This window comes from Ensifer sp. PDNC004 (genome assembly GCF_016919405.1).
Lineage (GTDB): Bacteria > Pseudomonadota > Alphaproteobacteria > Rhizobiales > Rhizobiaceae > Ensifer.
In genome coordinates this window covers 1181197-1208151 of the sequence record NZ_CP070352.1, presented here as the reverse complement: position 1 = coordinate 1208151, position 26955 = coordinate 1181197, and the positions used below count along the sequence as shown (strand labels likewise).

Genomic DNA, 26955 nt, shown 5'->3' with positions numbered 1-26955 from the left:
GCCACTCGATTGCGGACACGACGAATTTTGCTCGCGCTTAAGAGGAGTGATGGCGCAGCTCGCCCACTGGGAGGTGGCGGCCTGACGCGCTTGCGGCCTGCGCTATCCCCGCATCGATGCGCTTGCCCAGCGCCTCGTCGCTTGCGCGGTACCGTCGAAGCTCGCCTCGAAGGCCGCGGATGCGAGCAAGGCGCGAATGTGGAGCGTTTCGCCGCCGGCATTGGCAAAACCGCGCCGACGTCGCTTCGGCACGATCAGCGATTGATGGGCGGTGAGAATGAAGCGTTCGTCGTCGATCCACATTTCCGCCTGCCCCGCGGCCACCGTCAGTACCTCTTCGACAGGATGGCTATGGGTGGGCGCGCCGGCGCCGGGCGCGATCCATTGTTCGAACAGGCACAGTCCGGAAGCGCCATTGAGCGCGGAGATGAGCATGCGGGTCTCGACGCCCGGGCGCCACGTCTCGATCGGCCAGTTCTCGTGCGCGATAGCTCCGATGACGTGCTTCCCCGTCAATGAAATCCAAGCTTCAGTGTATCAACTTGAGCCAATCAACACGACCGATCAGTCATTCTCAGTCGCCCGTACGGCGCTCAAAGCACTTGATGCCTCGCCTTGCCAACAGCTGGGCAGAAGGAAGGGGCGGCGCGGAGCGCCGCCCCTTCTTCCGAGACTAGGGTGTAAAAACCGTCTACGGTCAGTTGATGACCTGGACCACCGTTCTCGACTGCGGCTCGACGATCACGCGGTGCTCGTTTACGACCGCATAGGCGTAGCGCGGATTATCGGGTACGGGCGTCAGGACGACGGCTTGCGGGATGGGTTTACCGATCACCACCTGCTCCTGCACGACGACCGAAGGCGGGGCGGGTTGCTGTTCGACATAGGTGATGACTTCCGGCGGCGGCGGCGTCAGCGCTCCACCGAGCGCGCCACCGACCACGGCACCCACACCGGCACCGATCGGCCCACCGACAACGGCACCCGCCGTCGCGCCGCCAACGATACCTGCGGCCGTGCCAGCCTTCTGGTTGGCATCCTCAGCAAATGCGGATCCTGCCACCAAAGAAACAACAGCCGCGGCGATTACAAGCTTCTTCATGATCTCATCCTTTCGTTCGATCACGACATCAACGAAAAGAATAATAAATTGTTCCGACTTCACGCCGTTTTCGGCGAATCACGCTTGATAACTTTCGTTAACAATCAAACCACGATCGACTTAAACGACAGACAACCGCAGAAAATATCGATAAATTCCGATTCTATACTATATATAATGAGGATTCATTTCCAACCGGATAAGAATGCACTTCGGAGCTCAAGGCAACACATTTGCCCCGCCAGGCTTTCTGCCCACGCCGACCCATCAGTCCCGAGGCAACCGGCCAAGGAGCAGTTTGTTCCCTTCCCTGTTGCCACAGCGTACGCATTTCAGCGCCGGGCCTATGGAATTGAGAGAGACGCCCCATCCGCGCCTGTTTGCAACAAGCCGGCGATCGATCCGCCCCTGGTGCCGGCAGTTCCCGCATTTCGCCACGAGCACATACCATTCCGGCAAGAGTTCCAGGGTCGCCCCGTAATCGGCGGCGTCTTCGCGCGGCATCAGGTCGATGCTTCGACGATGCCTCATGTTCATTCCTCTCGAAGCCTCGGCTCGCTTCGCACGTCATCCAGCCACGGGACCTGAAGCGGCCGGCGCTTTCGTCAGCGGGCGGAACCGTCGAGCCGAAGCGAAAGCTGGACACCGCCACGCTTCAGCCGTGGCAATGGCGGCGCCATGTCGATGCGGCCGAAGGTGCGCTTGCGCCATTCGGCCTCGCGTTCCCGCTTCTTTCGGGCGGCCGCAACGGCGGCCATGGCGCGTTCGATCACTTCTTCCGTGTGGCTCATGGTCTCCATCTCAATCATGGGAACCTCCGTTTTGTTCTTGTTATGTTCTTATTTTAGTGTTCCAATGTCAACTCCCCTTAGGGGGGCCGGACGAATCGCTCTTGCCTCATCGACGCTTTCTGCGTCTCCCGGCGCCGGGCGCCGGGCCTGGTCGGCCGAATCCAGGGCAACAATGGGCAAAAGAGCAGCTTTTTCCGCCGCCCGATTTTCCTTGTTTTCCAACGTTCGGCGACCGGTCCTCAAGGCCGCCTCATTAACCTTCGCATTGCCGAATTAACCATTTGTTAACCATTTGATCGATACACCGAAGCAACGGAAAATTTACCAAGATGAACGATGTGTTAACCGAATCCCGGCCGATCCGCCTCAAGGGGCGATCCTTCCTTGCGCTAGCGCTGACCCCCGAGCTTCCGCTCGAGGATTGGCTCACCCGCCTCGACCATCTCGCCTCCCGCTCCGCCGGTTTCTTCCTGCGGCGCCCGGTGGTGCTCGACGTCGATGGCCTTGATATCGACCGGTCGCAACTGCGCGAACTCGTCGACCAGCTCGGCAAGCGCAATGTGCGCATCATGGGCATTGAAGGTGCGCGCCAGTCGCTGCTCGGCGCCGACCTTCCGCCCGCGATGACCGACGGTCGCCCGGCGGCGGACTACGAAGCCAAGATGGCGGAACAGGCCGAAAAGACCGAGGCGCCGGAAGCGGAAGCCGAAGCCGAAGCAGGCGCGGAAACGGTGATCACGGCAGAACCGGTTGCCGCCAAGGCGACACCGTCGATCGTGGTCACCCAGCCGGTACGCTCGGGCCAGTCGCTGTTCTTCCCCGAAGGCGACGTGACGATCATCGGCTCGGTCGCCTCGGGCGCCGAAGTCGTCGCCGGCGGCTCGATCCACATTTACGGCGCGCTGCGCGGCCGGGCGATGGCCGGCACCACGGGCAATGCCTCGGCGCGGATCTTCTGCCGCAAGCTCGAAGCGGAACTGATTGCGATCGACGGCTTCTACAAGACGGCCGACGACATGGAGCAGAACCTGCGCGGCAAGGCCGTGCAGATCTGGCTCGACGGCGAAGAGCTGAAGGCGGGAACGCTCGGTTAGGCCGAGGCAAGGAAGGGTGTGGATGCTGACCATCCGCATCTGGTGATTCAGGTCGATCCGGCCGGGGTCACGAGGACGTAGGCGAAGGCGAATTCACAGATACTTGGAGAGACGAATGGGCAAGGTAGTCGTAGTTACATCGGGCAAGGGCGGCGTCGGCAAGACGACGTCCAGCGCCGCACTGGGCGCCGCACTCGCTCAGAACGGCGAGAAAGTCGTCGTCGTGGACTTTGACGTCGGTCTGCGCAATCTCGACCTCGTCATGGGCGCGGAACGCCGCGTCGTCTATGACCTGGTCAACGTGATCCAGGGCGAGGCCAAGCTGTCGCAGGCGCTGATCCGCGACAAGCGCCTGGAAACCCTCTATCTGCTGCCGGCCTCCCAGACCCGCGACAAGGACAATCTGACGCCGGAAGGTGTCGAGAAGGTCATCGCCGCCCTTCAGAGCGCCTTCGACTGGGTTATCTGCGACAGCCCCGCCGGCATCGAGCGCGGCGCGACGTTGGCCATGCGCCATGCCGACATCGCGATCGTCGTGACCAACCCGGAAGTCTCGTCGGTGCGCGATTCCGACCGCATCATCGGCCTGCTCGATTCCAAGACTCTCAAGGCCGAAAACGGCGAGCGCATGGAAAAGCACCTGCTGCTCACCCGCTACGACCCGATCCGCGCCGAGCGTGGCGACATGCTGAAGGTCGACGACGTCTTGGAAATCCTGTCGATCCCACTGATGGGCATCATCCCGGAAAGCGCCGACGTGCTGCGCGCCTCCAACGTCGGTTCACCGGTGACACTCGCCGACAACCGTTGCGCGCCGGCACTCGCCTACTTCGACGCGGCGCGCCGGCTCAAAGGCGAAGCCCTGCCGATCACCATCCCCGGCGAGAAGCGCAGCTTCCTCGGCAAGATTTTCGGAAGGAAAGCGGCATGAACCTTTTCCGTTTCTTCTCCCGCACCCAGTCAGCGCCGGCCGCCCGCGAACGGCTGCAGGTGCTGCTCGCCCATGAGCGCGCATCCGCCGGCGATAGCGATCTCGTCACCAAACTGCGCGACGAGATCCTCCAGGCGATCTCCAAGCACATGCAGATCGACGACGACAAGGTCCGCGTCACGATGGAACGCGGCCCCCAGGTCTCGACGCTCGCCGTCGACATCGAGATCCCCTTCGACGCAAAAAAGGCGGCCTAAGGGCCGCCGACGGATTTCGGAAGCAACGTTCCTCTCGGACGACTTCCTGTTTTCAGATACGGCAGCATCCAGCGGGTACTGCCGTATTTTTTTGTTTGAGATCAGTACTCCGGGGCGACACCGAAGACGAACTCCACCTTGTCGCCCGTCATGTTGAAATACTGGTGATCGAACCCCGCCGGAATATAGAAGCCGTCGCGCGGGTTGAGCTCGAACCAGACCTGGCCTTCGGCATCCGGCACATGGATGTTCAGGGTGCCCGACACCACGTAGAGGCATTCGTCACCCTTGTGGCGCTCCATGCCGGTGCGTTTGCCCGAAAGCAGCGTCGTCTTGCCGACGGTCAGCTGGTCGGTCGCGCAATAGAGGCCGGTATAGGCGCCCTGTGTCGCCGGATCGAGGCTCAGCAGCAGATCGGCCTCGCGCATCGGATGGATTGTCCTGGCCTTGCGCTGCGCTTCGGCCTCCATCGGCCAGCGACCGATGAATTGGCTCTGGCCATAACGCGATTGCTCGATCTCGATATAGGGCTTGGTACGCGCATAGGGGCCTGACGTACCCTTGGCCGGCGGCGGCGCGAAGAATTCCAGCACGCGAACCTGCTCGTTGCCGAGGTTGAAGCCGTGATGCCAGGTGTCCTTGCGGAAGAACAGCGCCTCGCCTTCCTTGGCGATGCAGAATTCACCCGTCTCGGGATTGGCGAGACCGAGCGTGCCGGAGAGCACGTAAAGAACCTCATCCGCCCCGAAGATCGTGCGGAAGGCCTCCGTATGCTTGAAGCAGCCGCCGGGCTGCATGCCGAAGACGATCTGGTGGATGCATTCGGTCGAGGCATAGATCCAGTCGTCGACGAGACCGGCATTTTCCTCGCCCCAGAGATGCCGCGTGACGCCGGCATAGGGGATGTGGCTGGGACGATCGAAAACGGGACGGGGAGACGGCTTGTATCCCATCGGAAAACTCCTTGGTTCTGGGCGCGAAGCGGCGCGCCGATGCGGGGGAATGTCAGCGCGCGACGCGTGCTATTTCGGCGGTGCTTGGGCGTGCGTACGCTCCAAAAGCCGGGCGGTGACGGCACGCTTCATCTCGGGGTCGAGATGCATGACATTGAAGACCTCAGCCAGCCACATGCCCTCGACCGCCAGTCGCGTGATCGTCGCTTCGACCGGATCGAGGCCGTCGTTTTCGACGGATGCCTGGCAGCGGATGTTCTGCTGGCGCACAATCTCAAGAAGGTCGGGAAAGTTCGAGAGCGCCGCGGTGATGCTGGCACCCAGGCGGTCGTACTGATCGCCGGTGCTGGTGGCCTCGCCGAGCGTGGCGCGCACATAGGCGCGGGTGTAGCGGCCATGCGGGTCCTCGTCCTCGGTTTCGAGGCCGGAGAGACCGGTCTCGAAACGGTAGACGAAGCGCTCGACCATCGCCCGCACCAGCGCGTCTTTGCTCGCGAAGTGGTAGAGAATCCCGCCCTTGCTGAGGCCGGTCTGTTCCGCCACTTCGTCGAAGGTGAGGGATGACACGCCCTTGCCGACGACGATCGCTTCGGCGGCGGTGAGAATGCGGTCACGTGCGGTTTCGCGTTTTGCCATGTCGATACAACTCTAGTGTGTGAAACGTGTCCTGCTATAGCCCCGAACTCTCGCGCAGGCGACCGACGATCTCGGCCATCAACGCCAGATCCTGACGCGAGTCCGACAACGTCGTCTTCGGCTTGGTGCCGTTGACAAGATGGTCGTGGAAGGCCCGCAGCTCCAGGGCGAAGGGATCAGTGTAATCAGGGCCGAAGGTGCGCGTTTCGGTCTCGGTATCGGTGCTGTCGATCACTTCGAGCGAAGTCGGCAAGTTGCGGATATAGGGCGTGTCGTAGCTGACGCGCAGCTGGCGGCGATCGGAAAGCACCTCGATGCGGGCATCGAAGCGGGCGACGTTGTCGATCATGGCTTCGTAGATCGCGGTGAAGTGGCCGTAATCGAACAGCGCGACGATGGACTCGCCGTTGCATTTGTGATGGGCGGCAATCACCCGCTTCGGCAGGCCGATCAGCTCGCGCATCGCCGAGAGGCTGTGCGAAGAAAGCCCGGTCAGTACCTGATAGGCGCGCATCAGATCGGCGGGCGCATCATCGCCAACCACCTGTTTCAAAAGCGCCGTTGTCTGCGCCCGGGAATCCGCCAGGAACGCGGCGTCGAGGTCCTTTGGATAGAAGATGTTGCGGGTCTGGCGAATGAAGAACGGGCCTTCGCAGATGATGTCGCGGACGCGGACGTAACGCACGTCGCTCGCGGCCGGCATCATCGCCTTGGCGCGCAGGAAGCTTGGCGAATAGCGGCGCATATAGGCAACGAAGAGCAGCCGGTCCGTGGCGTCCGCCAGCGGCGCGACCGCGTCGATTTCGCCGAGCGTCAGGCAGGCGGGCTTTTCCAGGAAGACATGCTTCTTCCCCTTCAGCGCCATCTCCAGATAGAAGCTGTGCGTCTGGTCGGGCGTCAGGATGAAGATGGCATCGATATCAGGTGCAGAGACAAGCGCTTCCGCCGTCTCATATTTCTTTGCGCCGGGATAACGGGCCGAACAATAGGCCGTCAGGCTCGGCGAGACGTCATAGACGCCGGCGATTTCGAACAGATGGCGATGATCGGCCAGGATCGGCAGATGCATGAGCTGGCTAACTTCGCCAAGCCCGATCAAACCAACACGAACGACACGCATGTGAGTACCCTTTCCGCCTCGAATGGAGGCCATTTCAACCCTTGACCGCACCGGCCGTCAGGCCGGAGACGATGTGTTTCTGGAATATCAGCGCGAGAATGATCAGCGGCACCGTGACGATGGTCGAGGCGGCCATGATCGCCCCATAGGGGAACTCGTAGCGGCTCGACCCGGAGATCAAAGCGATTGCCACCGGCACGGTGCGGTTCTCGTCGGTTAGGATGAAGGTCAGCGCGAACATGAACTCGTTCCAGGACGCGATGAAGGCGAGAAGCCCCGTCGAGATCAGCGCCGGTCCCATCATCGGCAGGAAGATGCAGCGCACGATGCGTAGCGGCGAGCACCCGTCCATGATCGCCGCCTCCTCGATCTGCTTCGGCAGGTCACGCATGAAGGTCGTCAGCACCCAGATGTTGAAGGGCAGCGTGAAGATCATATAGGCGAAGATCAGCGAGCCGATGGTGTTGTAGAGCCCGAGCCAGCGGATCATCTCGAAGAGCCCGGAAAGCAGCGCGATCTGCGGGAACATCGATACCGCGAGCACCAGCAGCATGATCGGCGAGCGGCCGCGGAAATCGATACGTCCCAGCGCGTAGGCCGCGCCGACCGCCAGCAGCAGCGACAGCGCCACGACCGAGAAGGCGACGATCAACGAATTGAGCAGCGAACGCAAAAAGACGCCGTCGGAGAGGATCGCCGCGTAGTTGTTGAACTTCAGGTCGGGCAAGAAGGTGACGTCGAAGATCGCCTGGCCCGACTTCATCGACGAGGCGATCATCCAGTAGAACGGAAACAGCGTGTACAGCGCGACGATGCCGAAGAGTGCGTAGATCGCGACCTTGTGCAGGCGTTTGCCGGTGTTGCTCCTGACCATGTCAAACTCCCATGAGGCGGCGATTGAGACGGAAGACGGTGACGTAGATGGCCGTCACCAGCGCGATCATCAGAAAGACGGCGGTGCTGGCGGCCGAGCCGACGCCCATGTCCTGGAAATTGACCAGCACTTCGCGGGCATAGATCGAGACCGTCTTGGTGTCGTCGCTGTTGGAGGAAAGCACGTAGCTCAGGTCGAACATGCGCAGCGCGTCGAGCAGGCGGAAGAGCACGGCGACGGCGATGCTCGGGGCAAGCAGCGGCAGCGTCAGCGAGGTAAACTGCTTCCATGCCGGCACGCCGTCGATCGAGGCGGCCTCATAGATGCCGCGCGGCAGCATCGACAATCCGGCAAGGATCAGCAGCACCATGAAGGGCGTGGTAATCCAGACGTCGACCGCGATGATCACGGGCATCACCAGCGCCGAATTGGCAGTCCAGGCGACGCCACTTTCAATCACGCCGGCAAGCTTCAGCACGTGGTTCACGATGCCGAACTGGTCATGCAGCATCCATTGCCACATGCGCGCACTGACGACGACCGGGATCGACCAGGGGATCAGGATGATCGCGCGCATCATGCCGCGCCCGGCGATATGGGAGTTCAGGAGCAGCGCGATCGTTAGGCCGAGCACGGTCTCGATCGACACGGAAATGACCGTGAAGTAAAGCGTGTTGCGGACCGACTGCCACCAGAGCGGATCCTCAAACAGCGCATAGTAGTTGTCGAAGCCGACATAGCTGTAGAAGTCCGGCTCGGTGAGCAGGGCGTCGGTGAAGGAAAAAAGGAAGGTGCGGCCGAGCGGCCAGAGCGCCACGCCGGTGAGGACAAGCAGGCTTGGCGCGAGAAACAGCCAGGCGGTACGAACGCGCGCCTGCCGCAGTCCTGTTGATCGTGAACCCGCCATCATGGCCTCACGCTCCCTTGGCCGTAAGCGCCATGTCGTCGGCACCGAAGATATGCGCCTTCGACGTCAGCCAGCCGACGGTGATGTCGGCGTTCGGCTTGAGATCGGGCTTGCCCTGCGCCTTGACGACCAGAGACTGGCCGTTGCTAAGGCGCGCGTGAACGAGCGCCTCGCCGCCGAGCGGCTCGACAAGCTGCACGGTCGCGGGTAGGCGGACGTCACCGCCGCCGAGGATCAGGTCTTCCGGCCGGATGCCGACGCTGACCTCGCCCTCATAGCCGAAGTGCCCAAGCCCATGGCGGGCGTCGAGCACATCGAGGCGGCTTCCGCCCGCGTCACTGGCAAGCGTCCCGGTCAGAAAATTCATGCGCGGGGCGCCGATGAAGCTGGCGACGAACTTGTTGGCTGGGCGTTCGTAAAGCTCCATCGGCGTGCCGACCTGCGAGATACGACCGTCCTTCAGCACGACGATGCGATCCGCCAGCGTCATCGCTTCGAGCTGGTCGTGGGTGACATAGACGGTGGTGGCTTTGAGCTCGCGGTGGATGCGGGCAATCTCCACCCGCATCTCCATGCGCAGATCGGCATCGAGATTGGAGAGCGGCTCATCGAACAGGAACAGCTTCTGCGAGCGAACAAGCGCGCGGCCGATGGCGACGCGCTGCTGTTGGCCGCCGGAAAGCTGGGCCGGGCGGCGCGCGAGCAGATGTTCGATCTTGAGGAACCGGGCAACCTTCGCCACGCGCTCCTTGATTTCACCGCCGGCAAGCCGCGCCGTTTCCAACGCGAAGCCGAGATTGCGCTCGACGCTCATATGCGGATAGAGCGCGTAGGACTGGAACACCATGGCGATGCCGCGGCGCGCCGGCGCCGTCTCGTTCATGCGCGCGCCACCGATCTGCAGCTCGCCGTCGGTGATTTCCTCGAGCCCGGCGATCATGCGCAGCAGCGTCGACTTCCCGCATCCGGAGGGGCCGACGAAGACGACGAACTCGCCTTCTGCGACCGAAAGGTTGACCTTGTCGATCACGGTCAGCGCACCGAAACGCTTGACGACATTGGTAAGGGCAATTCCACTCATTGGCGCACCGTCTGGTTGGCAGTCCTGTTTGCAAGCGCGGAAACGCCGATGGCGCAGGCCGCATCACCGAGGAGGCTCGAAACGATCGGCATGTCGCGCGCGCCGTCGGCCCAGATGAACGGCCGCGTCAGCGCGGCGAGCCGCGCATTGACCGACGGGTCGCCGCCGATTCCGCCGCCGAGGATGAGCACGGCCGGATCGAGCGTGTTGACAAGCTGGCCGAGATAGGAGGCGAGCGACAGAAGACCGTCGGCCACCATCTGTGCGGCCCGCGGGTCTTCCGCTTCGGCTTCGAAGAGTTGCAGCGCGCTTGCGTCCGGTCGGCCGATCAACCGGCCGTAACGCTCTCCGAGCGCCTTGCCGCTCGCAAAAAGCTCTAGGTTGTGGCGAACCGCCTGGTCCTGCCCTTCGCCCGAGAAGGCAACGAGATCGCTGCCGGAGAAATGGATCGCAAAGCCGCGGGCACCCGCATAGGGCACGCCGCCGATCACCAGCGAATGCGAAAGCCCGGTCGAGATGGTCACGTAGACGAAGGGATCGATACCGCGACCGGCGCCAATCCAGCCCTCGGCGAAGGCGGCGGCCCGCACGTCGCTATCGATATGCAGCGGCCCGAAACCGCTGAGACGGCCGTGATAGTCGAGGCCGCGCCAGTCGAAGTTCCAGGCGGAAGCGGGTTCGCCCGCGCCGGTCACCAGTTCCGGCAGACAGACGCCGAGACCCGTCGTCTCGACACCGAGCGTTTCGCCTTCGTGGCGGATGGTCTCGGCAAGCGAGGCCACCAGGTCGAGCACGGCAGCGCCGCCCTCCTGGCAGCGGGTCGGCTCGGTGCGCTCGGCGATCACGGCACCGTCGGCAAGACGCACAAGGCAGGCCTTGGTCTTCGTTCCCCCGACATCGATGCCGATGGCATGCTGGCCCATCACCGCGCTCCCCATTCGCCGGCTGCATCCGCATCGGCGTAGAGTTCGGCGCCCCGGCATTCGACGGCTATGGTCGCCGGCCAGCTCGGGTCGTAAGCGCGGGCGCTCGTCAGGCGATAGAAGGCGTGGCGCTTGCCTTCGCCCCAGACGATCATCGCGACGGCCTTCGACAGTTCGGCGATCGAGCCGATGCCGATCGTAACGCCATGCGAGGGCACCTCGTCGATGCCTGAGAAATCGGGGAAGGTCGCGAGATTGTCGCGCCGCGTCTGCTCGGCAAGGGCGACGATGCGGGTGCGGCTGTCGCGGGCAGAGCCCGGCGGGTTGAAGGCGATGTGTCCATCGCCGGCGCCGGAGGCAAGCAGGAAAAGGTCGATACCGCCCGCGGCAGCGATGCGCTCATCGTAGCCGCCAGGTGCCGCAATATCCGGCATCCAGAAGTTTTCGAATGGAATGCGGAAGTTTTCCGGCAGCCCCGCATTGATGCGGCCGACGATCTCACGTTCCCCGAAGCCGCGGCAGGAGTAATGCGCCTCAGCCGGCGGCGGGGCGAAACCGTCCCCTTCTGCGGGACGGAGATACTCGTCCATCATGACGATGATCAGCCGCGAGCAATCGACGGGGTCGCCAGCAAGACGGCGTCCGAGCGCCTCATAGACCGGCAACGGACTGCGGCCGCCCGGGCAGCCGAGAACGTAGTTGCGGCCTGCAGCACTCGCTTCCCGGATACCGGCAATGATCCGGTCCGCAAGACGCTCGCCGATGGCGGCCGGCGTATCGTGGATCTCGACCTTCATGCGCCGGCCCCGTTCGCAAGAAGCTTCGAGACGAAGTCAAAATTGCGTCGGGCGATCGTTTCCGGCGTATCGGCATGGTTCAGCGCCAGATCCTGCTCGACCACCAGCGGGCCGTCGTAACCAGTCTCGCGCAGCGCCGACACGAAGGCGGCGATATCGACGACGCCACGGTCGAGATCGGTCATGATGCCCTCTTCAAAGGCACGATCCGAATGGATGCCTTCGGAAAGCACGCGCTCGCGGAAAGCACCGTCGACATTCTTCAGATGCACCGAGTTGATGCGGTTGCGGTGGCGCCGATAAAAGGCGATCGGGTCGGCCTTCCAATAGGCGTGGTGGCCGGTATCGAGGCAAAGCCCGACGAGATCGGGATCGGTGTCGGCCAGCAGCCACTCGATCTGATCTTCACGCTCGACACAGGTGCCGACATGCGGGTGGAAGCTGAATGCCAGCCCGTGCCTGCGGGCGATCGCCGCCGCTCGGTTCGTCTGATCGACAACCGCACGCCAGCCGGCTTCGTCAACCAAACCCATGCGATCCTTCGGGTAGAACTCCGACTCGTCCATCAGGATGAAATGCGTGCCACCGATTTCGGCAAGCAGCTTGCAGATCGCCTGCGTCTTTTCCTCAAGCACCGGCCAGGTGGACGCATCTGCAAGCGTATGGACATGGGCGGCCGCGACGACCTCTAGGTCACGGCTTGCCAGCTCGGACGAAAGCACCTTGGCGTCCGTGGAAAAATAGCCATAGGGGCCGAGCTCGGTGTGCCGGTAACCGGCCGCACGGATGCGGTCGAGATAGTCGGTCCAGCCGAGTTCATTCCCCTGGGGCCAATAGATGCCCCAGCAGCACGGTGCGATCGCAATATTCACGTTGGTTTCCTCAGATGCTGTGGTGGCGGGGTCCGTCACACCGGACCCCGTATCGTCGAGGCGGGCTTACCAGCCCCGCGCCTTCAACCGCTCCAGATCGCTGCTGACCTTGGCGAGTGCATCCGCAGCACTTTCCTTCCCGCTCAGCACATTGTGCACGCCGTTGAAGATCCGCTGCGAAACGCGGTTATAGGAAGCGCCGGTCACCTGCGACGGCCGCGAGGCGCTTTCGGCATAGGCCTTTTCGGCAAAGGCCAGCGACGGATTGGCAGCAAGGATGTCATTGTCCGCGTAAAGCGCCTTCAAGGTCGGGCTATAGGCCTGAAGCGCGCGGCGCTTCTGTTCTTTCGCACCTGTCAGGTAGCGCACAAGGCTCACGGCCGCATCGACATCGTCAGCGTATTTCGAAACGCCGAGCAGACCTGCACCATAGCAACCGCTCGATTTCTGGCCCTCGGCGCCGACCGGCAGCGCCATGACGCCGATCTTGCCGCGCAGCGAGGAGTCCTCAGCCTGGGTCGTGCCCCAGACATAGCTCCAGTTGCGATGGAAGACGGAGTTGCCGGCCTCGAAGACGCCGCGCGAGCCTTCCTCATCATAGTTCAGCACGCCCTCGGGGCTGATGTTGCCGATCCAGGAACGGGCAAGATCGAGCGCCTTGACGGCCTCAGGATTGTTCGCCGTGATGGTGCCATCCGGCGAGATGAAATTGCCGCCGCCGAAGGAAGCGACCCATTCGAGCGCATCGCAGGTCAGCCCCTCATAGGCGCGGCCCTGCCAGACATAGCCCCACATATCGGGGCTGCCACCAGCGCGTTCCTTGTCCTGGATGAACTTCGCCGTTTCGGTCAGCTCCTGCCAGGTCTTCGGCTCGCCCTTGCCGTACTTTTCGAGCAGATCCTTGCGATAGAACATCAGGCCGGCATCGACGAACCAGGGCATGGCCAGAAGCTTGCCGCCAATGGTGGCGTCGGCGAGCGAGGATTCGAAATGGGCGGAGATTTCGTCGGCCGGAACCTTTTCGCGCAGGTCGACCAGATGCGGCGCCAGCGTTCCGACCCAGATGTTGTCGAGCGTCAGGACGTCGACGTCACCGGACTTGCCGGCGAGTAGCTGCTGGTAGAGCGGCAGCGCCTCGCCCCAGTTGGCGGGCATCTTGTTGATCTTGACGGTGTTGCCGGTTTCCTTGGCCCAGGCCTCGGAGGCCGACTGGCAGAGCTCAAGCTCCGCGCCGGCCGAGCTGCAGAAAATCGAGACTTCGGCCGCAGCCGCCGGCATGGCGGCAAAAGCGACGCCGGCCATGGCGGCCGCCTTGAAGTACTTCATCCAACGCATTCTCGTCTCCTCCCCAGAAAACGTGTTGTTGCGATCAGCGATGATTGAATTACTATACCGTCCAGACGGTACAGTAAAGTGAAAAATCATGAAGGCGAGCAGCAGGTGGGGAAATAGCCCGCATCCGGCTGCTTTCGTGGGGATGCGCCTGCGCAGGCGCGTTGAGGAGGATAGTGAATGGAGAGCACCAGCATGCCGATAGGCCATGGACATGCGGACGCCGAAACGAACGCGGCGCAAAGGCGCCCCGGCGACATGAGGGAATTGAAGGGGATGTTTGCGTCCCGAGCGCTCAGACTTCCGCGCCAGCTCGAACAGATCGCCTTGTTCGCGCTGGCGCAGCCCGACCTCGTCGCCTTCGGCAGCGCCCGGTCGATCGCGCTCGCCTGCGCCGTCTCGCCGACGACGGTCGCCCGTTTTGCGACCGTCCTTGGTTTCGATGACTTCCGCGACCTGAAGGCGTTCTTTCAACAACACCTGCGAAATGCGCGGATGGTCTCCGCCTCAGCATAGAACACTCACGCGGCCTGCTGCGGCAGCGGCCCGACATAGAGCGAACGCGGCCGGATAAGGCGGCCTTCCAGCGCCTGCTCGCGGGCATGGGCGATCCAGCCGACGGTGCGACCGATCGCGAACACGCCGGTGAAGGCGTCGCGCGGGAAATTGAGCGCATCGAGCAGCAGCGCCGTATAGAACTCGACGTTGACGTCGAGCGGGCGATCGGGCTTGCGCGCCTTCAGGATGGCGAGCGCCGATTGTTCGACCGCTTCTGCCAGTTGAATGCGATCGCGGTTCGCCGGATGCGTGGCGATCAGTCGTTTCAGCGCACCCTTCAGCGCATCGGCGCGGGGATCGCGAACACGGTAGACGCGGTGGCCGAAGCCCATCAGCCGTTCGCCGTGGTCGAGCGCGTCGGAAAGCCAGGCCTCCGCATTCTCGGGCGTTCCGATCGCATCCAGCATGTCGAGCACCGGCCCGGGCGCACCGCCATGGAGCGGCCCCTTGAGGGCGCCGATGGCGGCAAGCACCGACGAGGTGAGACCGGCCTTGGTGGAGGCGACCACGCGCGAAGCGAACGTCGAGGCGTTGAGGCCGTGGTCCGAGATCGTCACCAGATAGGCATCAAGCGCCGCCACGTCTTGCCTGCTCGGCACCTTGGCGCCGAGCATTGCGAGGGTGTCGGCGGCGTGCGACAGCGCCGGCGTCGGCGCGAGAGGGGCCTCGCCCCTCTTCATGCGCAGCGCCGCCGGCAGGAAGACGGCCGGCGCGGCGAGCAGACGTAAGGCCGAATCGAGATCCTCCCCATCCGGGAGCCGGGCGATGAGTGCGCGCATGATGTCGACCGGCGGCAGTTCCAGCAGCGCGTCGTCGATGGCGCCGACATGGGCGAACACGTCCACCCGCTTTTCACCCAGGCGCTTCGCGAGTTCGGTCCGGTCCGGCATCGGCCCCAGCAACCCCTCGAACAACAGCGCCACGACATCCTCGTAGCTCACCTGGCCGGCCAGGTGATCGAGCGAGACACCGCGGATGATCAATTGACCCGCCTCGCCGTCAACATGGGAGAGCTGCGTTTCGGCGGCGACGACGTCTTCAAGTCCGTTCTTCATCATCAAGTTTCTCCTTTACGAGGAGAATGATCCGACCTAGACATATTGACGTCAATCTTGATGCAATTGATCAACATGAACACACTCTGGATCACCGCCGAAGAGGCACTCCTAAGGCTCGGCAGCAAGCGGCAGACGCTCTATGCCAATGTCAGCCGCGGCCGCATTCGCGCCAAGCCCGACCCTGCCGATCCGCGCCGCAGCCTCTACCAGGCCGACGATGTGCACCGGCTGGCCGAGCGCCACGCCGGCAGAAGACAGGCATCGGTCGTGGCGGCCGAGACGATCCGCTGGGGCGAACCGGTGTTGCCGACGACGATCTCCAGCATTGCCGGCGGACAGCTCTCCTATCGCGGCAGCAACGCGATCGAACTTGCCGCCACGGCAACACTGGAGGAGATTGCCGCGCTGCTCTGGCAGACACCGGCGGCGGTTCCTGTTCCAGCGCACGACCCCGGCAGCGGCCAATCGCGGCTTGCAACGACCTTTACGCTTCTTGCCGGGCGCATCGAAGCCGACCTGCCGGCACTCGGACGCAGGCACGCCATCCTGAAGGCCGAGGCCGCCGAGGTACTTGCGACCGTTGCCGCAGGCCTTGCGCCCTCGCGGGAAAACGGGCTGCTGCACGACCGCCTGGCGCAGGGATGGGGGCGGCCGGAAGCGGCGGGACCGATCCGCCGATGCCTGGTGCTGACGGCGGAACACGAGCTCAACGTCTCCGCCTTTGCGGCACGGGTCACCGCGTCCTCCGGTGCAGCACTTTCTGCCGCCACGCTTTCAGGCCTTGCCACCCTTACCGGCCCAAGGCACGGCGGCGCCTGGCTGAGTGTCACGCGGCTTGCCGAACAGGCGGCCGTGGGTGGGGTGCGCGAGGCGATCCGTGCCACGCTTTCTTCGGATGGCGTGGTCCGGGCTTTCGGCCACAGGCTCTATCCGGATGGCGACCCGCGCGCGAAGGCGATCATGTCGAGCTTCGACGTGCCGCCGCTCTATGCCGCGCTGGCCGAAGCCGGCGAAGAACTGCTCGGAGAACCGGCCAATCTCGATTTCTCGCTGGCCGCACTCGCGGCCGCCTATGCGCTTCCCGACGACGCGCCGATGGTGATATTCGCCCTCGCGCGCACCGTCGGCTGGCTCGCACACGCGATAGAACAGGTCATCAGCGGTGATCTGATCCGGCCGCGCGCCCATTATGCGGGATCGTAGCTCCTTCTCCACGCTCGCAACCCCAAGGCTGGGCTGACTAGAAAAGGCGCAGGCTGACCGCCGCAAAAGGGCCACAATACACGCTCCTGAAAAGAATAACCGCCAGATGGGAGCAAATCTGCCTTCATTAAATAATGTTAATGAAGCGGCTTCCCGGAGATGTTTACCGAAATATTACGCGTTATTAACATGACGGCGGCGCACGGAAGTAATACCTTCATTTCGAGGCTGAATATTGCCGGCGACCGCTTCGGCCGTGACGCGACAATAGGAGACGGCCTCGAATGGAAGCGCACAGCGCTTCCTTCAATTCAGGAGATGCAGTCATGCGCTCGCCCTTCAAGACCACCACCATCGCAACCGTCGCCCTCGTCCTTCTGAGCGGCGCCGCCTTTGCCGCCGATCATCACGATTTCGGCCGCGACAACGAAAAGGGTGCCTATACCGGCGATTACTACCAGGGCATTTTCGCCCAGGACGACATGTCCACCCCGGCCATGCCGGTCTACCGGACACCGACCCACATGGCATCGACGCGGCTCGATCATGTCCTGCATGAACTCCGGGTCGACAATCACCGCATCAACGTCGATCGCGAACAGGGCAAGCTGACGGCAGCAAACTACAGCAAGCTTGAACGCGAGGACGGCGCCGTGCGCGCCGAAGCGATCAACACCGCCGCCGCCCATCACGGCATGCTGCCGGACAAGTCCTATGCCCGGCTTCAGGGTGACGTTCATCACCTCAACCGTGACATCGCCCGCATGGCTTGACCGACACGTTGAGGCTCACCCGGTCTTCGGGTGAGCCGTAGCCGATGGCGCCGGGCCCTTCCCACGGTCCGGTCCTTCGGCACCAAGACGCCCCTTAATCCGAAGCCGGCCGACGCCGCGCCGCAGACCCGACCTGCCTCGGGCTGCGCCCGACCACGTTCGTCCGGCAAACAGGCAGCGAAAGGAACAGGATCATGTCAAACATTCTCACGAGGTATAGAGCTGCCGCCCTCCTCGGCGCAGCCGTCATCATTGCGCCCCTGTCCGTGGCAGCCTTCTCAGGCCGTGACGTGGCCGCCGCCGCGGCCGGCCCGGCCGTTACAGTCCCGGCCGCATCTGGCGGGTCCTTCGCGCCGATCGTATCGGCCGACAAGCCCGCAGTCGTCACGGTCACGACCGTGATCAAGGCCGACAACACCGGTGCGAGCGAACCTTCGCAACAGGGCGGAAACTCGCCCTTCGACGAACAATTCCGCCAATTCTTCCACGATCAGGGCATCCCGATTCCGGACCAGGCGCCCGAGCAGCGCCAACCGCAACGTGCCGAAGCGCTCGGCTCCGGTTTCATCGTGACCTCGGACGGCTACGTCGTCACCAACAACCATGTCATCGACAAGGCGTCGAGCATCATGGTGACGCTCGACGACGGCACGCAGATACCCGCCAAGCTTGTCGGCGCCGACCCGAAGAACGACCTGGCGGTCCTGAAAATCGCGGCGCCGAAGCCGCTTGCAACAGTTGCCTGGGGCGATTCCGACACCTTGCGGGTCGGCGACCAGGTTCTGGCGATCGGCAACCCGTTCGGCATCGGCACGACGGTGACGTCGGGGATCGTCTCGGCGCGCGGCCGCGACCTGCACAGCGGCCCCTATGACGACTTCATCCAGATCGACGCCCCGATCAACCACGGCAATTCCGGCGGACCGCTGGTCGACGCAAAGGGCCAGGTGGTCGGCATCAACACGGCGATCTACTCGCCGAACGGCGGTAGCGTCGGCGTCGGCTTTGCCATCCCCTCGGACCAGGCGCAGAAAGTCGTCACTGAACTGATGAAGGATGGTTCGATCCAGCACGGCTTTATCGGGGTGCAGATACAGCCGGTCACGGCTGATATCGCCGACGCCATCGGCCTTGCCCAGCCCGAGGGCGCGCTCGTTGCCGGCGTCAACGGCGGAACGCCTGCCGCCAAGGCCGGCATCAAGGCCGGCGACGTCATCATCGCGCTCGGCGGCAACCCGGTGAGGTCGCCGCGCGACCTGTCACGCATGGTCGCCGACCTCTCGCCCGGCACCTCGAAGAACGTGAGCGTATGGCGGACCGGCAAGACGAAGGACGTTCCGATCACGATCGGCGACAATACCGCAGATCAGCAGTAACGGTCGCAAGGGCGTCACCGTATACCTTGCATCCCGCTAGCCCGGCCGCATCGCGACCGGGCATCGCTATGGCAGCAGTCAGGCGGCAAGCGAACCGGCCCGGTTCTGCTCGCGCCAGGCGACGGGGCTCAAGGCGGTGACGCGGCGGAATTCGCGATTGAAATTCGATTTCGTCTGAAAGCCGGATTCAAGCATGGCCGCAGTCACCGACATATCGGTCTCGCGCAACAGCCGGCAGGCCTCTACAATCCTGATCTCGTTGATGTATTGCGAGACGTTCTTGCCCGCCAGCCGGTTGACGGCGGTCGATATCTGCCGGGCGGGCAGGCCCGCGCGGCGCGCCAATCGCGACAGGGTGAGGTTTTCGTCGCGGGCCAGTTTCTGGCCGACGAGCAGGCGCTCGATCCTGTCGAGGATTTCGCGATCCTGCGGCGTTGCAACCGGATCCTCTTCGGCGACCGCGCCGGCGGCCGGAAGCGCGCGCGCACGGTCCGCGACCACGGCTGTCAGCCCGATGAAGAGCAGGCCCAGCAAGTTCGCGTTGCTGACGATAAGGCCGATATTCGCGCCCTTCGTCCATTCGAAATCCAGAAGGATCGCAAGATCGAAGAGCGCCGACAGGCAGAGCGAGAACGCGGCAATGAGCAGGGCGCGGTGCGCCGCGGTGGCGCCTTCGAAACGCGCTTCGTCCAGCGCATCCGTACCGACGCGCGCCAGGTTCAGGAGCGCCAGCGCATATCCGACATATTCGACGATCAAGGCGAAATCGATGTAGCGCGGCGCAAACAGCACGAGCACGAGCATGCCGATCGTCGGTGCCGCGTGAACCCACCCCGCCGCAGCAGCGCTGCGCTCGTCTTTGCGGATCAGGCTGTGGAAACTCGCAAGCACCAGCGGCGGCACACCGCTCGCGAGCACCGGCAGTGCGAATTTCAGCGCCGCGAGGTCATAGCCCCAACGCAGCCCGACGGTCACCGACTGGAGTGCGCACAGCGTCAACAGGGCAAAGAACGGCCGGTTCCGCCGCGCCGGCTCGTCGCCGTGCAGCACGAAGGCAAGCAGGACAAGAAGCAGCAAGGCGACGACGAACGGGAGCGGCAGGAAGATCAAGACATGTCCTTCAAAGGAAAGGCTGGCAGACGAAAGGCGAGCAAGCATTCGATGGGCAGATCATTGCCTAGATCGCGATTCGGGACGACCTCAATCACGATCGAGGACGCGGACAAGCGGGGCGTTTGTGACGATCGGCCGTCTTTTCCAACACAGCGAGATACCCATGCCCCTCCTCCAGTTCATTCCCGCCGCTGCCTTCCTTCTGAGCCTGGCTGCCTCGGCGCAGGCCGATGACGTCGGCGTCCGCGAGATCGACGTTGCCGCACCCAAGCGGGAACGCCAACTTGCCGTCACCGTCTGGTATCCCGCCGGAGCCGGGGGTGAGCCCGTGCTTATCGGCGACAACCGCATCTTCAAGGGATCGCCCGCATCGAAGAACGCCCCCTTGCGCCAAGGCCGATATCCGCTGGTGGTTCTGTCCCATGGGTCGGGCGGTCGCGTCGAAGCCATGAGCTGGCTTGCAGCCGACCTGGCGCAAGCGGGTTTCATCGTCGCGGGCCCCAACCATCCCGGCACCACCAGCGGCGACTCGATGCCCGCCAACACGCCGAAGCTTTGGGAACGGACGGCCGACCTCTCGGCATTGATCGACACGTTCACCCGGGATCCGCAATGGAGCGCTGCAATCGACCCTGAGCGGATCGGCGTCCTCGGATTCTCTCTCGGCGGCTCGACCGCCATGGAGATTTCAGGGGCAAGGGCCAGTCTCGATGCCTATGCCAGCTACTGCGACAGCTATAAAAAGTGGGACTGCGCCTGGTTTGTCGGCGGCAGGGGCTATGTCGATGATGCGCCGGTCGACGTCGACAAGCTCGATCTGCGCACCGTCGACAAGGCGCGTTTCGAGCAGTCGAACCGGGATCCTCGGATCAAAGCCGCCGTACTCGTCGACCCCGGCCTCGCCCAGGCCTATGTAGAAAACAGCCTCAAGGCGATCGCGATCCCGATGCATTTCATCAATCTCGGCAGCAAGGAGACGATCCCGCTTGCCGTCGCCTCCGAGCCGCTGGCGGCGCTGACGCCGAAGGGCTCCTATGCCGCGGTCGCCGGAGCGGACCACTTCAGCTTCCTGCCGATTTGCAAGGACGGCGCCGCCGAACTGCTTAAATCCTTCGGCGAGGTCGACCCGATTTGCGGCACGACGGAACGGCCGCGCGCCGATATTCATGCCGAGATCAGCAAGCTGACCCGCGAGGCCCTCCAGAAGACACTGGCGAATCGATAGCTTCGTCATACTGGCCGCAGGGCGATGACACGTCGCCCTGCGCTCGGTCTGTTCGATTTCGGTCTTGCCCGGAGAGATGGCATCGTCCGAGGAGACGAGAAGCTGCCATCGCTCTGGTCCGCTGCTAGCGCTGAAACGTGAGGTGGACGGTCCCACTCTCGGCCGTTTCTGCCTTGACGGTGTAGCCGGCCTCCAACCCGCGCAGATCGTCCCAAAGACGGATACCCCGCCCGAGCAGGATGGGTGCGATCGCCACGTGCAAGCTATCGACAAGGCCTGCCTTGAGATAGGCGCGCACGACCGTGGGTCCGCCGCCAATACGGACATCCTTACCGTCAGCGGCGCTCGTCGCCTGCTGGAGTGCATCGGCAAGGGACGTGTTCAGAAAATGAAATGTGGTGCCTCCGGCCATCTCGATCGGAGGCCGCGGCTTGTGCGTGAGCACGAAGACCGGGACACGAAACGGAGGTTCTTCCCCCCACCAGCCGCGCCAGTCGGGATCGTTTGGGTGCGCGTGAAATCCGAACATGGCGGCGCCCATAATCTCAGCACCGATGTTTGAGAAGTATGACTGCGCATATTGCTCATCGACGCCCGTGGTGCCCGCTCCGGACGTGTCCTTGAACACGCGCTCCCGCATCGTTCGGGTCGCAGCATAGGCGGCAACCAGACGCGGCCAATCAGCGCCAAACGGATTGTCCGGGGTCTGATCTGTGGTTGTCGCGAAACCGTCCAGGGAAATGTTGAGATCGACACGAACTGACATTGGTCTCTCCTAATAGTAAGGTAGATGCCTTATTAATTTCACCCGAATACAAAGGCAAGTACCTTATTATCATTGACGCGCGTGCGCGGTCCGCTTTAGTGTGGCGCATGCCCTATCATTCGACCCCGCTTGACCTTGCCTTCCATGCACTCAGCGACCCGACGCGCCGCGCCGTTGTTTCACGGCTTGCGGACGGGGAGATGCCCGTGAGTGTCCTTGCCGAGCCCTTCGACATGGCACTGCCCTCCTTCGCCCAGCACCTCAAGGTGCTTGAAGATTGCGGACTTATCGCAAGCGAGAAACGTGGCCGCAGCCGCTGGTGTCGACTGGAGCGGGGGCGCTTTGAAGAGGCGGCAACCTGGATGGAAGCGGAGCGACGACGTTGGGCCGAACGGCTCGACCGATTGGAAGCCTATCTGGACAAGACGTAGGGAGCGGCAATGGAACCGATTTTTGAGACCTGGTCGCCCGACCGCGAAATCGTTTTGGTCAAGGTGCTGAAGCACCCGCGACAAAAGGTTTTCGCCGCCTGGATGGACCCGCAAGCGCTGGCACAATGGTATGGCCCGGCTGGCTTCAGCATCGAGAACCATGAGGCTGACATCCGTGAGGGCGGGGTATGGCGCTTCGACATGGTGGGCGAGTTTGATGATCGGCAGCAGCGCTTCCCCAGTCTGATGCGCTTCCTGAAGATCGTGCCCAACGAATTGATCGTAGTGGACTATGGCACTGCTGAGCCCGATGACCCCGATCGCTTCTATATGACGATTACTTTCGATGAACAGGCCGACGGCAAGACCGTGCTGACCCTGCGCCAGCTTCACCCAAGTCGCGAGCGCCGCCAAGCGGTCATCGACTTCGGCGCGGTGGAGTACGGGCTGCAGACGCTTGACAGTCTTGCCGCCTGGCTCGATGGCTGACGCGGCCCGCCTGAACGTTGGTCTCCGCCTTCATGATTGGCCGCTTTCAGGATTGTTCGGAGCCACGTCTGAGCTTGCGACTGGCACCGCCGGCGAAGGCGTCGCCGCTCGTTCCGATCAAGTGACGGATCTGCGCGGCACCTATGGCCGAAGGAAGTCGAGAAGCTCCGAATTGAAGGCCTTTGCCGACTCGATATTGACGATATGCCGACCAGGCAGCGACAGGTGCCGGCCTCGCTGCACCCGGGCGGCGATATATTCGAGGTCCGCCGGCGGGCATACCGGATCGCCGTTGCCGGAGATGGCGAGCACGGGGTTGGCAATCGCTACGATCTCCTCCCTCAGATCCGCGCCCGCGAGCGCAGTGCAGCCACCTTTGTAGCCGTCCGTCGAGGTGGCGGTGAACGCGCCCAGAGTGCGATCGACGGCTTGCGGGTAGCTGGCTGCAAACTGCGGGCTGAACCAGCGTTCTGCCGTGGCCGCGGCGAGCCCTGCGAGACCGTCCACCCGCACGCTATCGATGCGGGTGCCCCAGCTCTCGGGCGTCCCGATCCGCGCCGCCGTGGCACAGAGCACGATCTTGTCGAGACGTTTGCCGGCATGGATACCGAGCCATTGTCCGGTCAGGCCCCCGATCGACAGGCCGCAGAAATGTGTCCGCTCGATCCCCAGGCCATCCATGAGCGCGAGCACATCCTGGCCGAGGTCGGACAGCGCATAGGGCGGCGGCGGCGCCGAGGAGCGGCCATGGCCGCGGCGATCATAGCGCAGCACGCGGAAATGCGGCGACAGATCAGCGATCTGCGCATCCCACATGGAGAGGTCCGTGCCGAGCGAATTGCAGAAGAGCAGCCAGGGCGCGTTGCCGCTCTGGTCGCCGTCGATGCGGTAGTGAAGCCGGTGGCTGGGCAGGTCGAAATAGGCCATGAAAGAGAAGCTCCGATCGGGGAAGCCGCCAGCGAGGGCGGCTTTGTCGTTCTTGGCGCAACACTGCGCCTCAGGTGGCACGCGCCCTGCAATAGGTAGATATCGACAGCGCGCGCTCAAGGGGTGGCAACCGGGCCTTTCATGGCCCGACCGCCTCGCCTCGACCTATGCGGCCGCCAGACGTGCGATCTCGACACGGCGAGCATTGCTGACCGCGAAGACCAGCATGGCGACGGCTGAGATCGCCGCCGGGATGGCGAAGATCGCGAAGTTCTGCTGCAGCGGAAGCTCCTGCGCCAGGAGCACGCCGCCGAGCGTCGGGCCGACGATCGCGCCGATGCGGCCAACGCCGGAGGCCCAGCCGAGCCCGGTGGAGCGAACCGACAGGTTGTAGAGCTGCGCCACGCTCGCATAGAGCAGGATCTGCGTGCCGATCGTAGTGGCGCCGGCAACAAAGACCATCAGAAACAGGACACCCGTCGGCGGATTGAAGCCGATCAGCGCGATCGAGAAGGCGGCGGCAACGAAGAAACCGACCACCACCTTCGGCAAGCCGAAGCGGTCGCCGAGCCAGCCGCCGGCGATCGCGCCGACCATGCCGCCGAAATTCAGCGAGAACAGGCTGAGCAGGCTTGCCTTTTCCGCATAACCGGCTTCCTGAAGTACCTTCGGCAGCCAGGACGACAGGAGATAGACGAGCAGCAGGCAGCAGAAGAAGGCGACCCAGAGCATGACGGTGCGCAGCGTCCGCTGATGGCGGAAGAGCTCCAGCACCGATGCGGAAGCACCCTTCGTCTCGGAGAAGACCAGCCTGTCGGTGGCGCCAAGACGCGCGTTCGGGTCGATCTTGGCGTAGATGCGCTTGGCCTCGTCCTGCTTGCCCTGACGGATGAGGAAGCCGAGCGATTCCGGCAGCTTCCAGAGGATCACGGGCAAGAGGAGCAGCGGCACGGCGGCGATGAAGAACATCGGCTTCCAGCCATAGGACGGAATAAGGCCGATGCCGAGACCGGCGGCGACCATGCCGCCGACCGAGTAGCCGGAGAACATCAGCGCCACCAGCGTGCCGCGCAGCCGCTTCGGCGCATATTCGTTCATCAAGGCGACGGCATTCGGCATCAACCCGCCGCAGCCGAGACCGGCGAAGAACCGGAAGACCTTGAACTGCTCCGGCGAATTGGCAAAGCCGGTCAGAAGGGTGGAGAGCGTAAACAGCAGAAAGCTGATGGCGATGCCTTTCTTGCGGCCGATCCGGTCAGCGAGCGGCCCGAAGATCAGCGCGCCGAACATCATGCCGAACAGCGCCCAGGCCTGCAGCGCGCCAGCCTGCGGCTTGCTCAGGCCCCATTCCTTGATCAGCGTCGGCAGCACCGTGCCGGCTACGAAGACGTCGTAGCCGTCAACGATCAAAAGTAGGGCGGTCAACGCCACTACCATCCACTGGAAGCGCCCGAGCGGGCTCCCGTCAATCGCCTCATTCACATCGATAGAGCGCATCATCTCCTCCCCAGGTGTTTGCGCGTTTCAAAAAACAACCGTCAGCCGAGATCGCCGCCGGCGACCGGCAGCACGTTGCCGGTGATGTAGGAGGCCTCGTCCGAGGCCAGAAAAAGGATCGGCGCCGCCTGCTCCTCGATGCTGCCGTAGCGCTTCATGAAGCTCGACTGCTTTACCTGGGCGACGACCTCGCCCATCCAGGCCTTTTCGGCGTCGCTGTCGCCCGCGGCATTGCGTGGAATACGGCGCGGCGGCGCTTCCGTTCCGCCGGGTGCGGTGGCGACGACGCGGATATTGCGCTCGGCAAGCTCCATCGCCAGCGATTGGGTGATGGCGTTGACGCCGCCCTTGGCTGCCGAATAGGGCACACGGTGAATGCCACGCGTGGCGTTAGACGACACGTTGACGATGGTGCCGCCGCCGCGGGCATAAAGATGCGGCAGCACGGCATGGCAGCAATAGAGCGTCGGCATCAGCGAGCGGCGGATTTCCGCATCGATCTGTGCCGGTTCGAACTCCGAGAAGGGACGCATGCGGATCGCGCCGCCGACATTGTTGATCAAGATATCGATGCCGCCGAATGTATCGGCGGCAAAGCGCATCGCTGCGGCTGCCCCCTCATGGGTTTCGAGATCAGCAACGAAAGCCGCCCGCTCCCTGCCCGCCTCCGCCGCCACCTCGGCGACGAAATCGGCGCGATCGACGAACACCACCTTGCCGCCTTCGGCAGTCGCGCGCAGCGCCACGGCGCGGCCGATGCCTTGCGCCGCACCGGTAACGACGAGAACCTTGCCGGCAAAACGACCTTCGAAGCGCGCGGAGGTCATGCCGCCACCTTCGCGACCACATTCGGCGTGAATTTTTCGTAGTGGAAGCTGTTGGGTTTCACCCCGGTGTCGTCGAGGTGCTTGCGCACCGCGTCGACCATCGGCGGCGGGCCGCAGAGATAGACGTCGACGTCCCCGCCATTGAGCACGTCCTCGGGCATGTGCTGGGTCACCCAGCCCTTGCGCGGATGGTTGGAGCCGGCATCAGCCACGACTGTTGCGAAGGTGAAGTTGGGCAGGCGTTTCGCATAGGCTTCGATATGGTCGACCAGCACCAGGTCGAGATCGCGGGTGACGCCGTAGATCAGATGCACCTTCTGCTCGCGGTTCGTCTGGGCGAGTTGTTCGAGCATCGACAGGAACGGCGCCAAGCCCGTTCCACCGGCGAGAAGCAACAACGGGCGCTGGACTTCGCGCAGATAGAAACTGCCGAGCGGGCCGGTCAGATCGAGCTTCGTGCCCACTTCGGCGCGCTCCAGCCAGGTGCTCATCACACCGCCCGGGATCTTCTTGATCAGGAAGCCGAGACGCTGCTCGCCCGGCGCCGACGAAAAGGAATAGGACCGACTCTGGCCGCTGCCGGGCACGTCGATGTTGACATATTGACCGGGCAGGAAGGCGGGGGCTGCGTCCACCTCCAGTTCCAGCACGATCGCCGCATCATTGTGCGGGGTGACACGCGCGACTGTTGCCGAGATTTTCTGCTGCCCGGTCTTGCAGGCGGACGACGTCGTCGGCACGGCGATGACGCAATCGCTCGACGGCTTCATCTGGCAGGTCAGCACCAGCCCGCTTGCCGCCTCGTCCGCCGTCAGCGCGTCGTCGATGAAATCGTCACCGAGGTCATAGGCGCCGCTTTCCGCGCGGCACTTGCAGGTGCCGCAGACACCGTCGGAACAGTCCATCGGCAGGTTGATCTTGTTGCGGAAGGCGGCGTCGAGCACCTTCTCGTCGTCCCGGCATTCGACGAAGCGGGTCACGCCGTCCTCGAAATTCAAAGCGATCCTGTAGCTGATCATGGTTGTTCCTCCCAGTCCTGTCA

At 63.6% G+C, this 26955-nt stretch carries 29 protein-coding genes and 1 pseudogene; 10 read left to right on the top strand and 20 right to left on the bottom strand.

The features are described 5' to 3' along the window. Positions 1 to 102 precede the first annotated feature (102 nt). The 3 genes from JVX98_RS05385 to JVX98_RS05375 all read right to left on the bottom strand — a co-directional run bounded on the left by JVX98_RS05385 (position 103) and on the right by JVX98_RS05375 (position 1893). Complete coding sequence (locus JVX98_RS05385; RefSeq protein ID WP_371826495.1) at positions 103 to 516, bottom strand: cupin domain-containing protein; 414 nt, start codon at positions 514 to 516, stop codon at positions 103 to 105. A gap of 181 nt (positions 517 to 697) precedes the next feature. After that, entirely contained in the window at positions 698 to 1102 is a 405-nt protein-coding gene (locus JVX98_RS05380) for a DUF1236 domain-containing protein (protein ID WP_192450101.1), read from the bottom strand. 605 nt (positions 1103 to 1707) lie between these two features. Next, positions 1708 to 1893, bottom strand: a complete 186-nt coding sequence (locus tag JVX98_RS05375) for a hypothetical protein (protein ID WP_205236999.1) — start codon at positions 1891 to 1893, stop codon at positions 1708 to 1710. A 329-nt stretch (positions 1894 to 2222) separates the two neighbouring features. Here JVX98_RS05375 and minC point away from each other — a divergent pair, with 329 nt between their 5' ends. The 3 genes from minC to minE all read left to right on the top strand — a co-directional run bounded on the left by minC (position 2223) and on the right by minE (position 4175). Next, positions 2223 to 2987, top strand: coding sequence for a septum site-determining protein MinC (gene minC / locus JVX98_RS05370; protein ID WP_205236063.1), 765 nt, complete (start codon positions 2223 to 2225; stop codon positions 2985 to 2987). Positions 2988 to 3102: 115 nt separating this feature from the next. Then, entirely contained in the window at positions 3103 to 3918 is an 816-nt protein-coding gene (gene minD, locus JVX98_RS05365; RefSeq protein WP_192450099.1) for a septum site-determining protein MinD, read from the top strand. Continuing rightward, a complete protein-coding gene (gene minE / locus JVX98_RS05360) occupies positions 3915 to 4175 on the top strand; it encodes a cell division topological specificity factor MinE (RefSeq protein ID WP_034798387.1) in 261 nt (86 codons plus the stop codon). Before minD ends, minE begins: the two co-directional genes overlap by 4 nt. A gap of 101 nt (positions 4176 to 4276) precedes the next feature. Here the strand turns inward: minE and JVX98_RS05355 are convergent, their stop codons facing one another. From JVX98_RS05355 to JVX98_RS05310, 10 genes are all read right to left on the bottom strand, one after another. Beyond that, positions 4277 to 5128 carry a cupin domain-containing protein gene (locus JVX98_RS05355; protein WP_205236062.1) on the bottom strand — a complete coding sequence of 284 codons (852 nt, stop codon included), beginning with the start codon at positions 5126 to 5128 and terminating at the stop codon, positions 4277 to 4279. Between the two features lie 69 nt (positions 5129 to 5197). Further along, complete coding sequence (locus tag JVX98_RS05350) at positions 5198 to 5764, bottom strand: TetR/AcrR family transcriptional regulator (RefSeq protein ID WP_043618747.1); 567 nt, start codon at positions 5762 to 5764, stop codon at positions 5198 to 5200. A gap of 34 nt (positions 5765 to 5798) precedes the next feature. Further along, the gene (locus JVX98_RS05345; RefSeq protein ID WP_205236061.1) at positions 5799 to 6884 is read right to left on the bottom strand and encodes a Gfo/Idh/MocA family protein; all 1086 of its coding nucleotides are present in this window, start codon (positions 6882 to 6884) and stop codon (positions 5799 to 5801) included. A 34-nt stretch (positions 6885 to 6918) separates the two neighbouring features. Then, positions 6919 to 7758: a carbohydrate ABC transporter permease gene (locus JVX98_RS05340; RefSeq protein WP_205236060.1), complete on the bottom strand. Its 840-nt coding sequence runs from the start codon at positions 7756 to 7758 to the stop codon at positions 6919 to 6921. A gap of 1 nt (position 7759) precedes the next feature. Further along, complete coding sequence (locus tag JVX98_RS05335) at positions 7760 to 8668, bottom strand: carbohydrate ABC transporter permease (RefSeq protein WP_052201844.1); 909 nt, start codon at positions 8666 to 8668, stop codon at positions 7760 to 7762. Between the two features lie 4 nt (positions 8669 to 8672). After that, positions 8673 to 9746 carry an ABC transporter ATP-binding protein gene (locus JVX98_RS05330; RefSeq protein WP_192450094.1) on the bottom strand — a complete coding sequence of 358 codons (1074 nt, stop codon included), beginning with the start codon at positions 9744 to 9746 and terminating at the stop codon, positions 8673 to 8675. Then, positions 9743 to 10669, bottom strand: a complete 927-nt coding sequence (locus JVX98_RS05325; protein WP_205236059.1) for an ROK family protein — start codon at positions 10667 to 10669, stop codon at positions 9743 to 9745. Before JVX98_RS05325 ends, JVX98_RS05330 begins: the two co-directional genes overlap by 4 nt. After that, complete coding sequence (locus JVX98_RS05320; protein ID WP_205236058.1) at positions 10669 to 11466, bottom strand: 6-phosphogluconolactonase; 798 nt, start codon at positions 11464 to 11466, stop codon at positions 10669 to 10671. Before JVX98_RS05320 ends, JVX98_RS05325 begins: the two co-directional genes overlap by 1 nt. Next, a complete protein-coding gene (locus tag JVX98_RS05315) occupies positions 11463 to 12338 on the bottom strand; it encodes a sugar phosphate isomerase/epimerase (protein ID WP_205236057.1) in 876 nt (291 codons plus the stop codon). Before JVX98_RS05315 ends, JVX98_RS05320 begins: the two co-directional genes overlap by 4 nt. A gap of 66 nt (positions 12339 to 12404) precedes the next feature. After that, positions 12405 to 13664: an ABC transporter substrate-binding protein gene (locus JVX98_RS05310; RefSeq protein ID WP_371826524.1), complete on the bottom strand. Its 1260-nt coding sequence runs from the start codon at positions 13662 to 13664 to the stop codon at positions 12405 to 12407. A gap of 282 nt (positions 13665 to 13946) precedes the next feature. On the opposite strand from JVX98_RS05310, the gene JVX98_RS05305 reads away from it, so the two are divergent. Beyond that, positions 13947 to 14186, top strand: a complete 240-nt coding sequence (locus tag JVX98_RS05305; RefSeq protein WP_205236055.1) for a MurR/RpiR family transcriptional regulator — start codon at positions 13947 to 13949, stop codon at positions 14184 to 14186. A 5-nt stretch (positions 14187 to 14191) separates the two neighbouring features. Here JVX98_RS05305 and JVX98_RS05300 read toward each other — a convergent pair whose 3' ends face one another. After that, a complete protein-coding gene (locus JVX98_RS05300; RefSeq protein ID WP_205236998.1) occupies positions 14192 to 15283 on the bottom strand; it encodes a citrate synthase/methylcitrate synthase in 1092 nt (363 codons plus the stop codon). Positions 15284 to 15358: 75 nt separating this feature from the next. On the opposite strand from JVX98_RS05300, the gene JVX98_RS05295 reads away from it, so the two are divergent. The 3 genes and pseudogenes from JVX98_RS05295 to JVX98_RS05285 all read left to right on the top strand — a co-directional run. Then, positions 15359 to 16489, top strand: coding sequence for a citrate synthase (locus JVX98_RS05295; protein WP_205236054.1), 1131 nt, complete (start codon positions 15359 to 15361; stop codon positions 16487 to 16489). 326 nt (positions 16490 to 16815) lie between these two features. Next, on the top strand, positions 16816 to 17262 hold the full coding sequence (locus JVX98_RS05290) for a hypothetical protein (RefSeq protein WP_043618779.1): 447 nt from the start codon (positions 16816 to 16818) through the stop codon (positions 17260 to 17262). Between the two features lie 194 nt (positions 17263 to 17456). Further along, positions 17457 to 18635 (top strand): annotated as a pseudogene (locus JVX98_RS05285) (Do family serine endopeptidase); the annotation flags it as partial. Between the two features lie 81 nt (positions 18636 to 18716). On the opposite strand, the gene JVX98_RS05280 reads toward JVX98_RS05285, so the two are convergent. Further along, a complete protein-coding gene (locus tag JVX98_RS05280) occupies positions 18717 to 19748 on the bottom strand; it encodes an AraC family transcriptional regulator (RefSeq protein ID WP_205236052.1) in 1032 nt (343 codons plus the stop codon). Positions 19749 to 19914: 166 nt separating this feature from the next. On the opposite strand from JVX98_RS05280, the gene JVX98_RS05275 reads away from it, so the two are divergent. Beyond that, positions 19915 to 20976, top strand: coding sequence for a serine aminopeptidase domain-containing protein (locus JVX98_RS05275; RefSeq protein ID WP_205236051.1), 1062 nt, complete (start codon positions 19915 to 19917; stop codon positions 20974 to 20976). A gap of 124 nt (positions 20977 to 21100) precedes the next feature. Here the strand turns inward: JVX98_RS05275 and JVX98_RS05270 are convergent, their stop codons facing one another. After that, on the bottom strand, positions 21101 to 21742 hold the full coding sequence (locus tag JVX98_RS05270) for a dihydrofolate reductase family protein (RefSeq protein WP_192450085.1): 642 nt from the start codon (positions 21740 to 21742) through the stop codon (positions 21101 to 21103). 107 nt (positions 21743 to 21849) lie between these two features. Here JVX98_RS05270 and JVX98_RS05265 point away from each other — a divergent pair, with 107 nt between their 5' ends. Both JVX98_RS05265 and JVX98_RS05260 read left to right on the top strand, forming a co-directional pair. Beyond that, positions 21850 to 22173, top strand: a complete 324-nt coding sequence (locus JVX98_RS05265; RefSeq protein ID WP_060521861.1) for a helix-turn-helix transcriptional regulator — start codon at positions 21850 to 21852, stop codon at positions 22171 to 22173. A 9-nt stretch (positions 22174 to 22182) separates the two neighbouring features. Further along, a complete protein-coding gene (locus tag JVX98_RS05260; RefSeq protein ID WP_205236050.1) occupies positions 22183 to 22662 on the top strand; it encodes an SRPBCC family protein in 480 nt (159 codons plus the stop codon). A gap of 141 nt (positions 22663 to 22803) precedes the next feature. Here the strand turns inward: JVX98_RS05260 and pcaD are convergent, their stop codons facing one another. The 4 genes from pcaD to benC form a co-directional block, all read right to left on the bottom strand. Next, positions 22804 to 23589: a 3-oxoadipate enol-lactonase gene (gene pcaD / locus JVX98_RS05255; protein ID WP_205236049.1), complete on the bottom strand. Its 786-nt coding sequence runs from the start codon at positions 23587 to 23589 to the stop codon at positions 22804 to 22806. Between the two features lie 165 nt (positions 23590 to 23754). After that, positions 23755 to 25086 carry an MFS transporter gene (locus JVX98_RS05250; RefSeq protein WP_205236048.1) on the bottom strand — a complete coding sequence of 444 codons (1332 nt, stop codon included), beginning with the start codon at positions 25084 to 25086 and terminating at the stop codon, positions 23755 to 23757. A 41-nt stretch (positions 25087 to 25127) separates the two neighbouring features. Further along, complete coding sequence (locus JVX98_RS05245; protein ID WP_205236047.1) at positions 25128 to 25913, bottom strand: 1,6-dihydroxycyclohexa-2,4-diene-1-carboxylate dehydrogenase; 786 nt, start codon at positions 25911 to 25913, stop codon at positions 25128 to 25130. Next, entirely contained in the window at positions 25910 to 26932 is a 1023-nt protein-coding gene (benC, locus tag JVX98_RS05240; protein ID WP_192450081.1) for a benzoate 1,2-dioxygenase electron transfer component BenC, read from the bottom strand. The genes JVX98_RS05245 and benC overlap by 4 nt, the downstream gene beginning before the upstream one ends. Positions 26933 to 26955 lie beyond the last annotated feature (23 nt).

Excerpts from the sequence above, each read along its gene's own strand:
- JVX98_RS05270 (WP_192450085.1), bottom strand. The coding sequence starts at position 21,742 with ATGTCAGTTCGTGTCGATCTCAACATTTCCCTGGACGGTTTCGCGACA.
- pcaD (WP_205236049.1), bottom strand. The coding sequence starts at position 23,589 with ATGGCCTATTTCGACCTGCCCAGCCACCGGCTTCACTACCGCATCGAC.
- minE (WP_034798387.1), top strand. The coding sequence starts at position 3,915 with ATGAACCTTTTCCGTTTCTTCTCCCGCACCCAGTCAGCGCCGGCCGCC.
- JVX98_RS05265 (WP_060521861.1), top strand. The coding sequence starts at position 21,850 with ATGCCCTATCATTCGACCCCGCTTGACCTTGCCTTCCATGCACTCAGC.
- JVX98_RS05380 (WP_192450101.1), bottom strand. The coding sequence starts at position 1,102 with ATGAAGAAGCTTGTAATCGCCGCGGCTGTTGTTTCTTTGGTGGCAGGA.
- JVX98_RS05340 (WP_205236060.1), bottom strand. The coding sequence starts at position 7,758 with ATGGTCAGGAGCAACACCGGCAAACGCCTGCACAAGGTCGCGATCTAC.
- minC (WP_205236063.1), top strand. The coding sequence starts at position 2,223 with ATGAACGATGTGTTAACCGAATCCCGGCCGATCCGCCTCAAGGGGCGA.
- JVX98_RS05300 (WP_205236998.1), bottom strand. The coding sequence starts at position 15,283 with ATGAAGAACGGACTTGAAGACGTCGTCGCCGCCGAAACGCAGCTCTCC.
- benC (WP_192450081.1), bottom strand. The coding sequence starts at position 26,932 with ATGATCAGCTACAGGATCGCTTTGAATTTCGAGGACGGCGTGACCCGC.
- JVX98_RS05275 (WP_205236051.1), top strand. The coding sequence starts at position 19,915 with ATGCCCCTCCTCCAGTTCATTCCCGCCGCTGCCTTCCTTCTGAGCCTG.
- JVX98_RS05330 (WP_192450094.1), bottom strand. The coding sequence starts at position 9,746 with ATGAGTGGAATTGCCCTTACCAATGTCGTCAAGCGTTTCGGTGCGCTG.
- JVX98_RS05320 (WP_205236058.1), bottom strand. The coding sequence starts at position 11,466 with ATGAAGGTCGAGATCCACGATACGCCGGCCGCCATCGGCGAGCGTCTT.
- JVX98_RS05375 (WP_205236999.1), bottom strand. The coding sequence starts at position 1,893 with ATGAGCCACACGGAAGAAGTGATCGAACGCGCCATGGCCGCCGTTGCG.
- JVX98_RS05290 (WP_043618779.1), top strand. The coding sequence starts at position 16,816 with ATGCGCTCGCCCTTCAAGACCACCACCATCGCAACCGTCGCCCTCGTC.
- JVX98_RS05260 (WP_205236050.1), top strand. The coding sequence starts at position 22,183 with ATGGAACCGATTTTTGAGACCTGGTCGCCCGACCGCGAAATCGTTTTG.
- JVX98_RS05295 (WP_205236054.1), top strand. The coding sequence starts at position 15,359 with ATGAACACACTCTGGATCACCGCCGAAGAGGCACTCCTAAGGCTCGGC.
- JVX98_RS05335 (WP_052201844.1), bottom strand. The coding sequence starts at position 8,668 with ATGATGGCGGGTTCACGATCAACAGGACTGCGGCAGGCGCGCGTTCGT.
- JVX98_RS05355 (WP_205236062.1), bottom strand. The coding sequence starts at position 5,128 with ATGGGATACAAGCCGTCTCCCCGTCCCGTTTTCGATCGTCCCAGCCAC.
- minD (WP_192450099.1), top strand. The coding sequence starts at position 3,103 with ATGGGCAAGGTAGTCGTAGTTACATCGGGCAAGGGCGGCGTCGGCAAG.
- JVX98_RS05350 (WP_043618747.1), bottom strand. The coding sequence starts at position 5,764 with ATGGCAAAACGCGAAACCGCACGTGACCGCATTCTCACCGCCGCCGAA.
- JVX98_RS05325 (WP_205236059.1), bottom strand. The coding sequence starts at position 10,669 with ATGGGCCAGCATGCCATCGGCATCGATGTCGGGGGAACGAAGACCAAG.
- JVX98_RS05345 (WP_205236061.1), bottom strand. The coding sequence starts at position 6,884 with ATGCGTGTCGTTCGTGTTGGTTTGATCGGGCTTGGCGAAGTTAGCCAG.
- JVX98_RS05250 (WP_205236048.1), bottom strand. The coding sequence starts at position 25,086 with ATGCGCTCTATCGATGTGAATGAGGCGATTGACGGGAGCCCGCTCGGG.
- JVX98_RS05305 (WP_205236055.1), top strand. The coding sequence starts at position 13,947 with ATGTTTGCGTCCCGAGCGCTCAGACTTCCGCGCCAGCTCGAACAGATC.
- JVX98_RS05310 (WP_371826524.1), bottom strand. The coding sequence starts at position 13,664 with ATGAAGTACTTCAAGGCGGCCGCCATGGCCGGCGTCGCTTTTGCCGCC.
- JVX98_RS05245 (WP_205236047.1), bottom strand. The coding sequence starts at position 25,913 with ATGACCTCCGCGCGCTTCGAAGGTCGTTTTGCCGGCAAGGTTCTCGTC.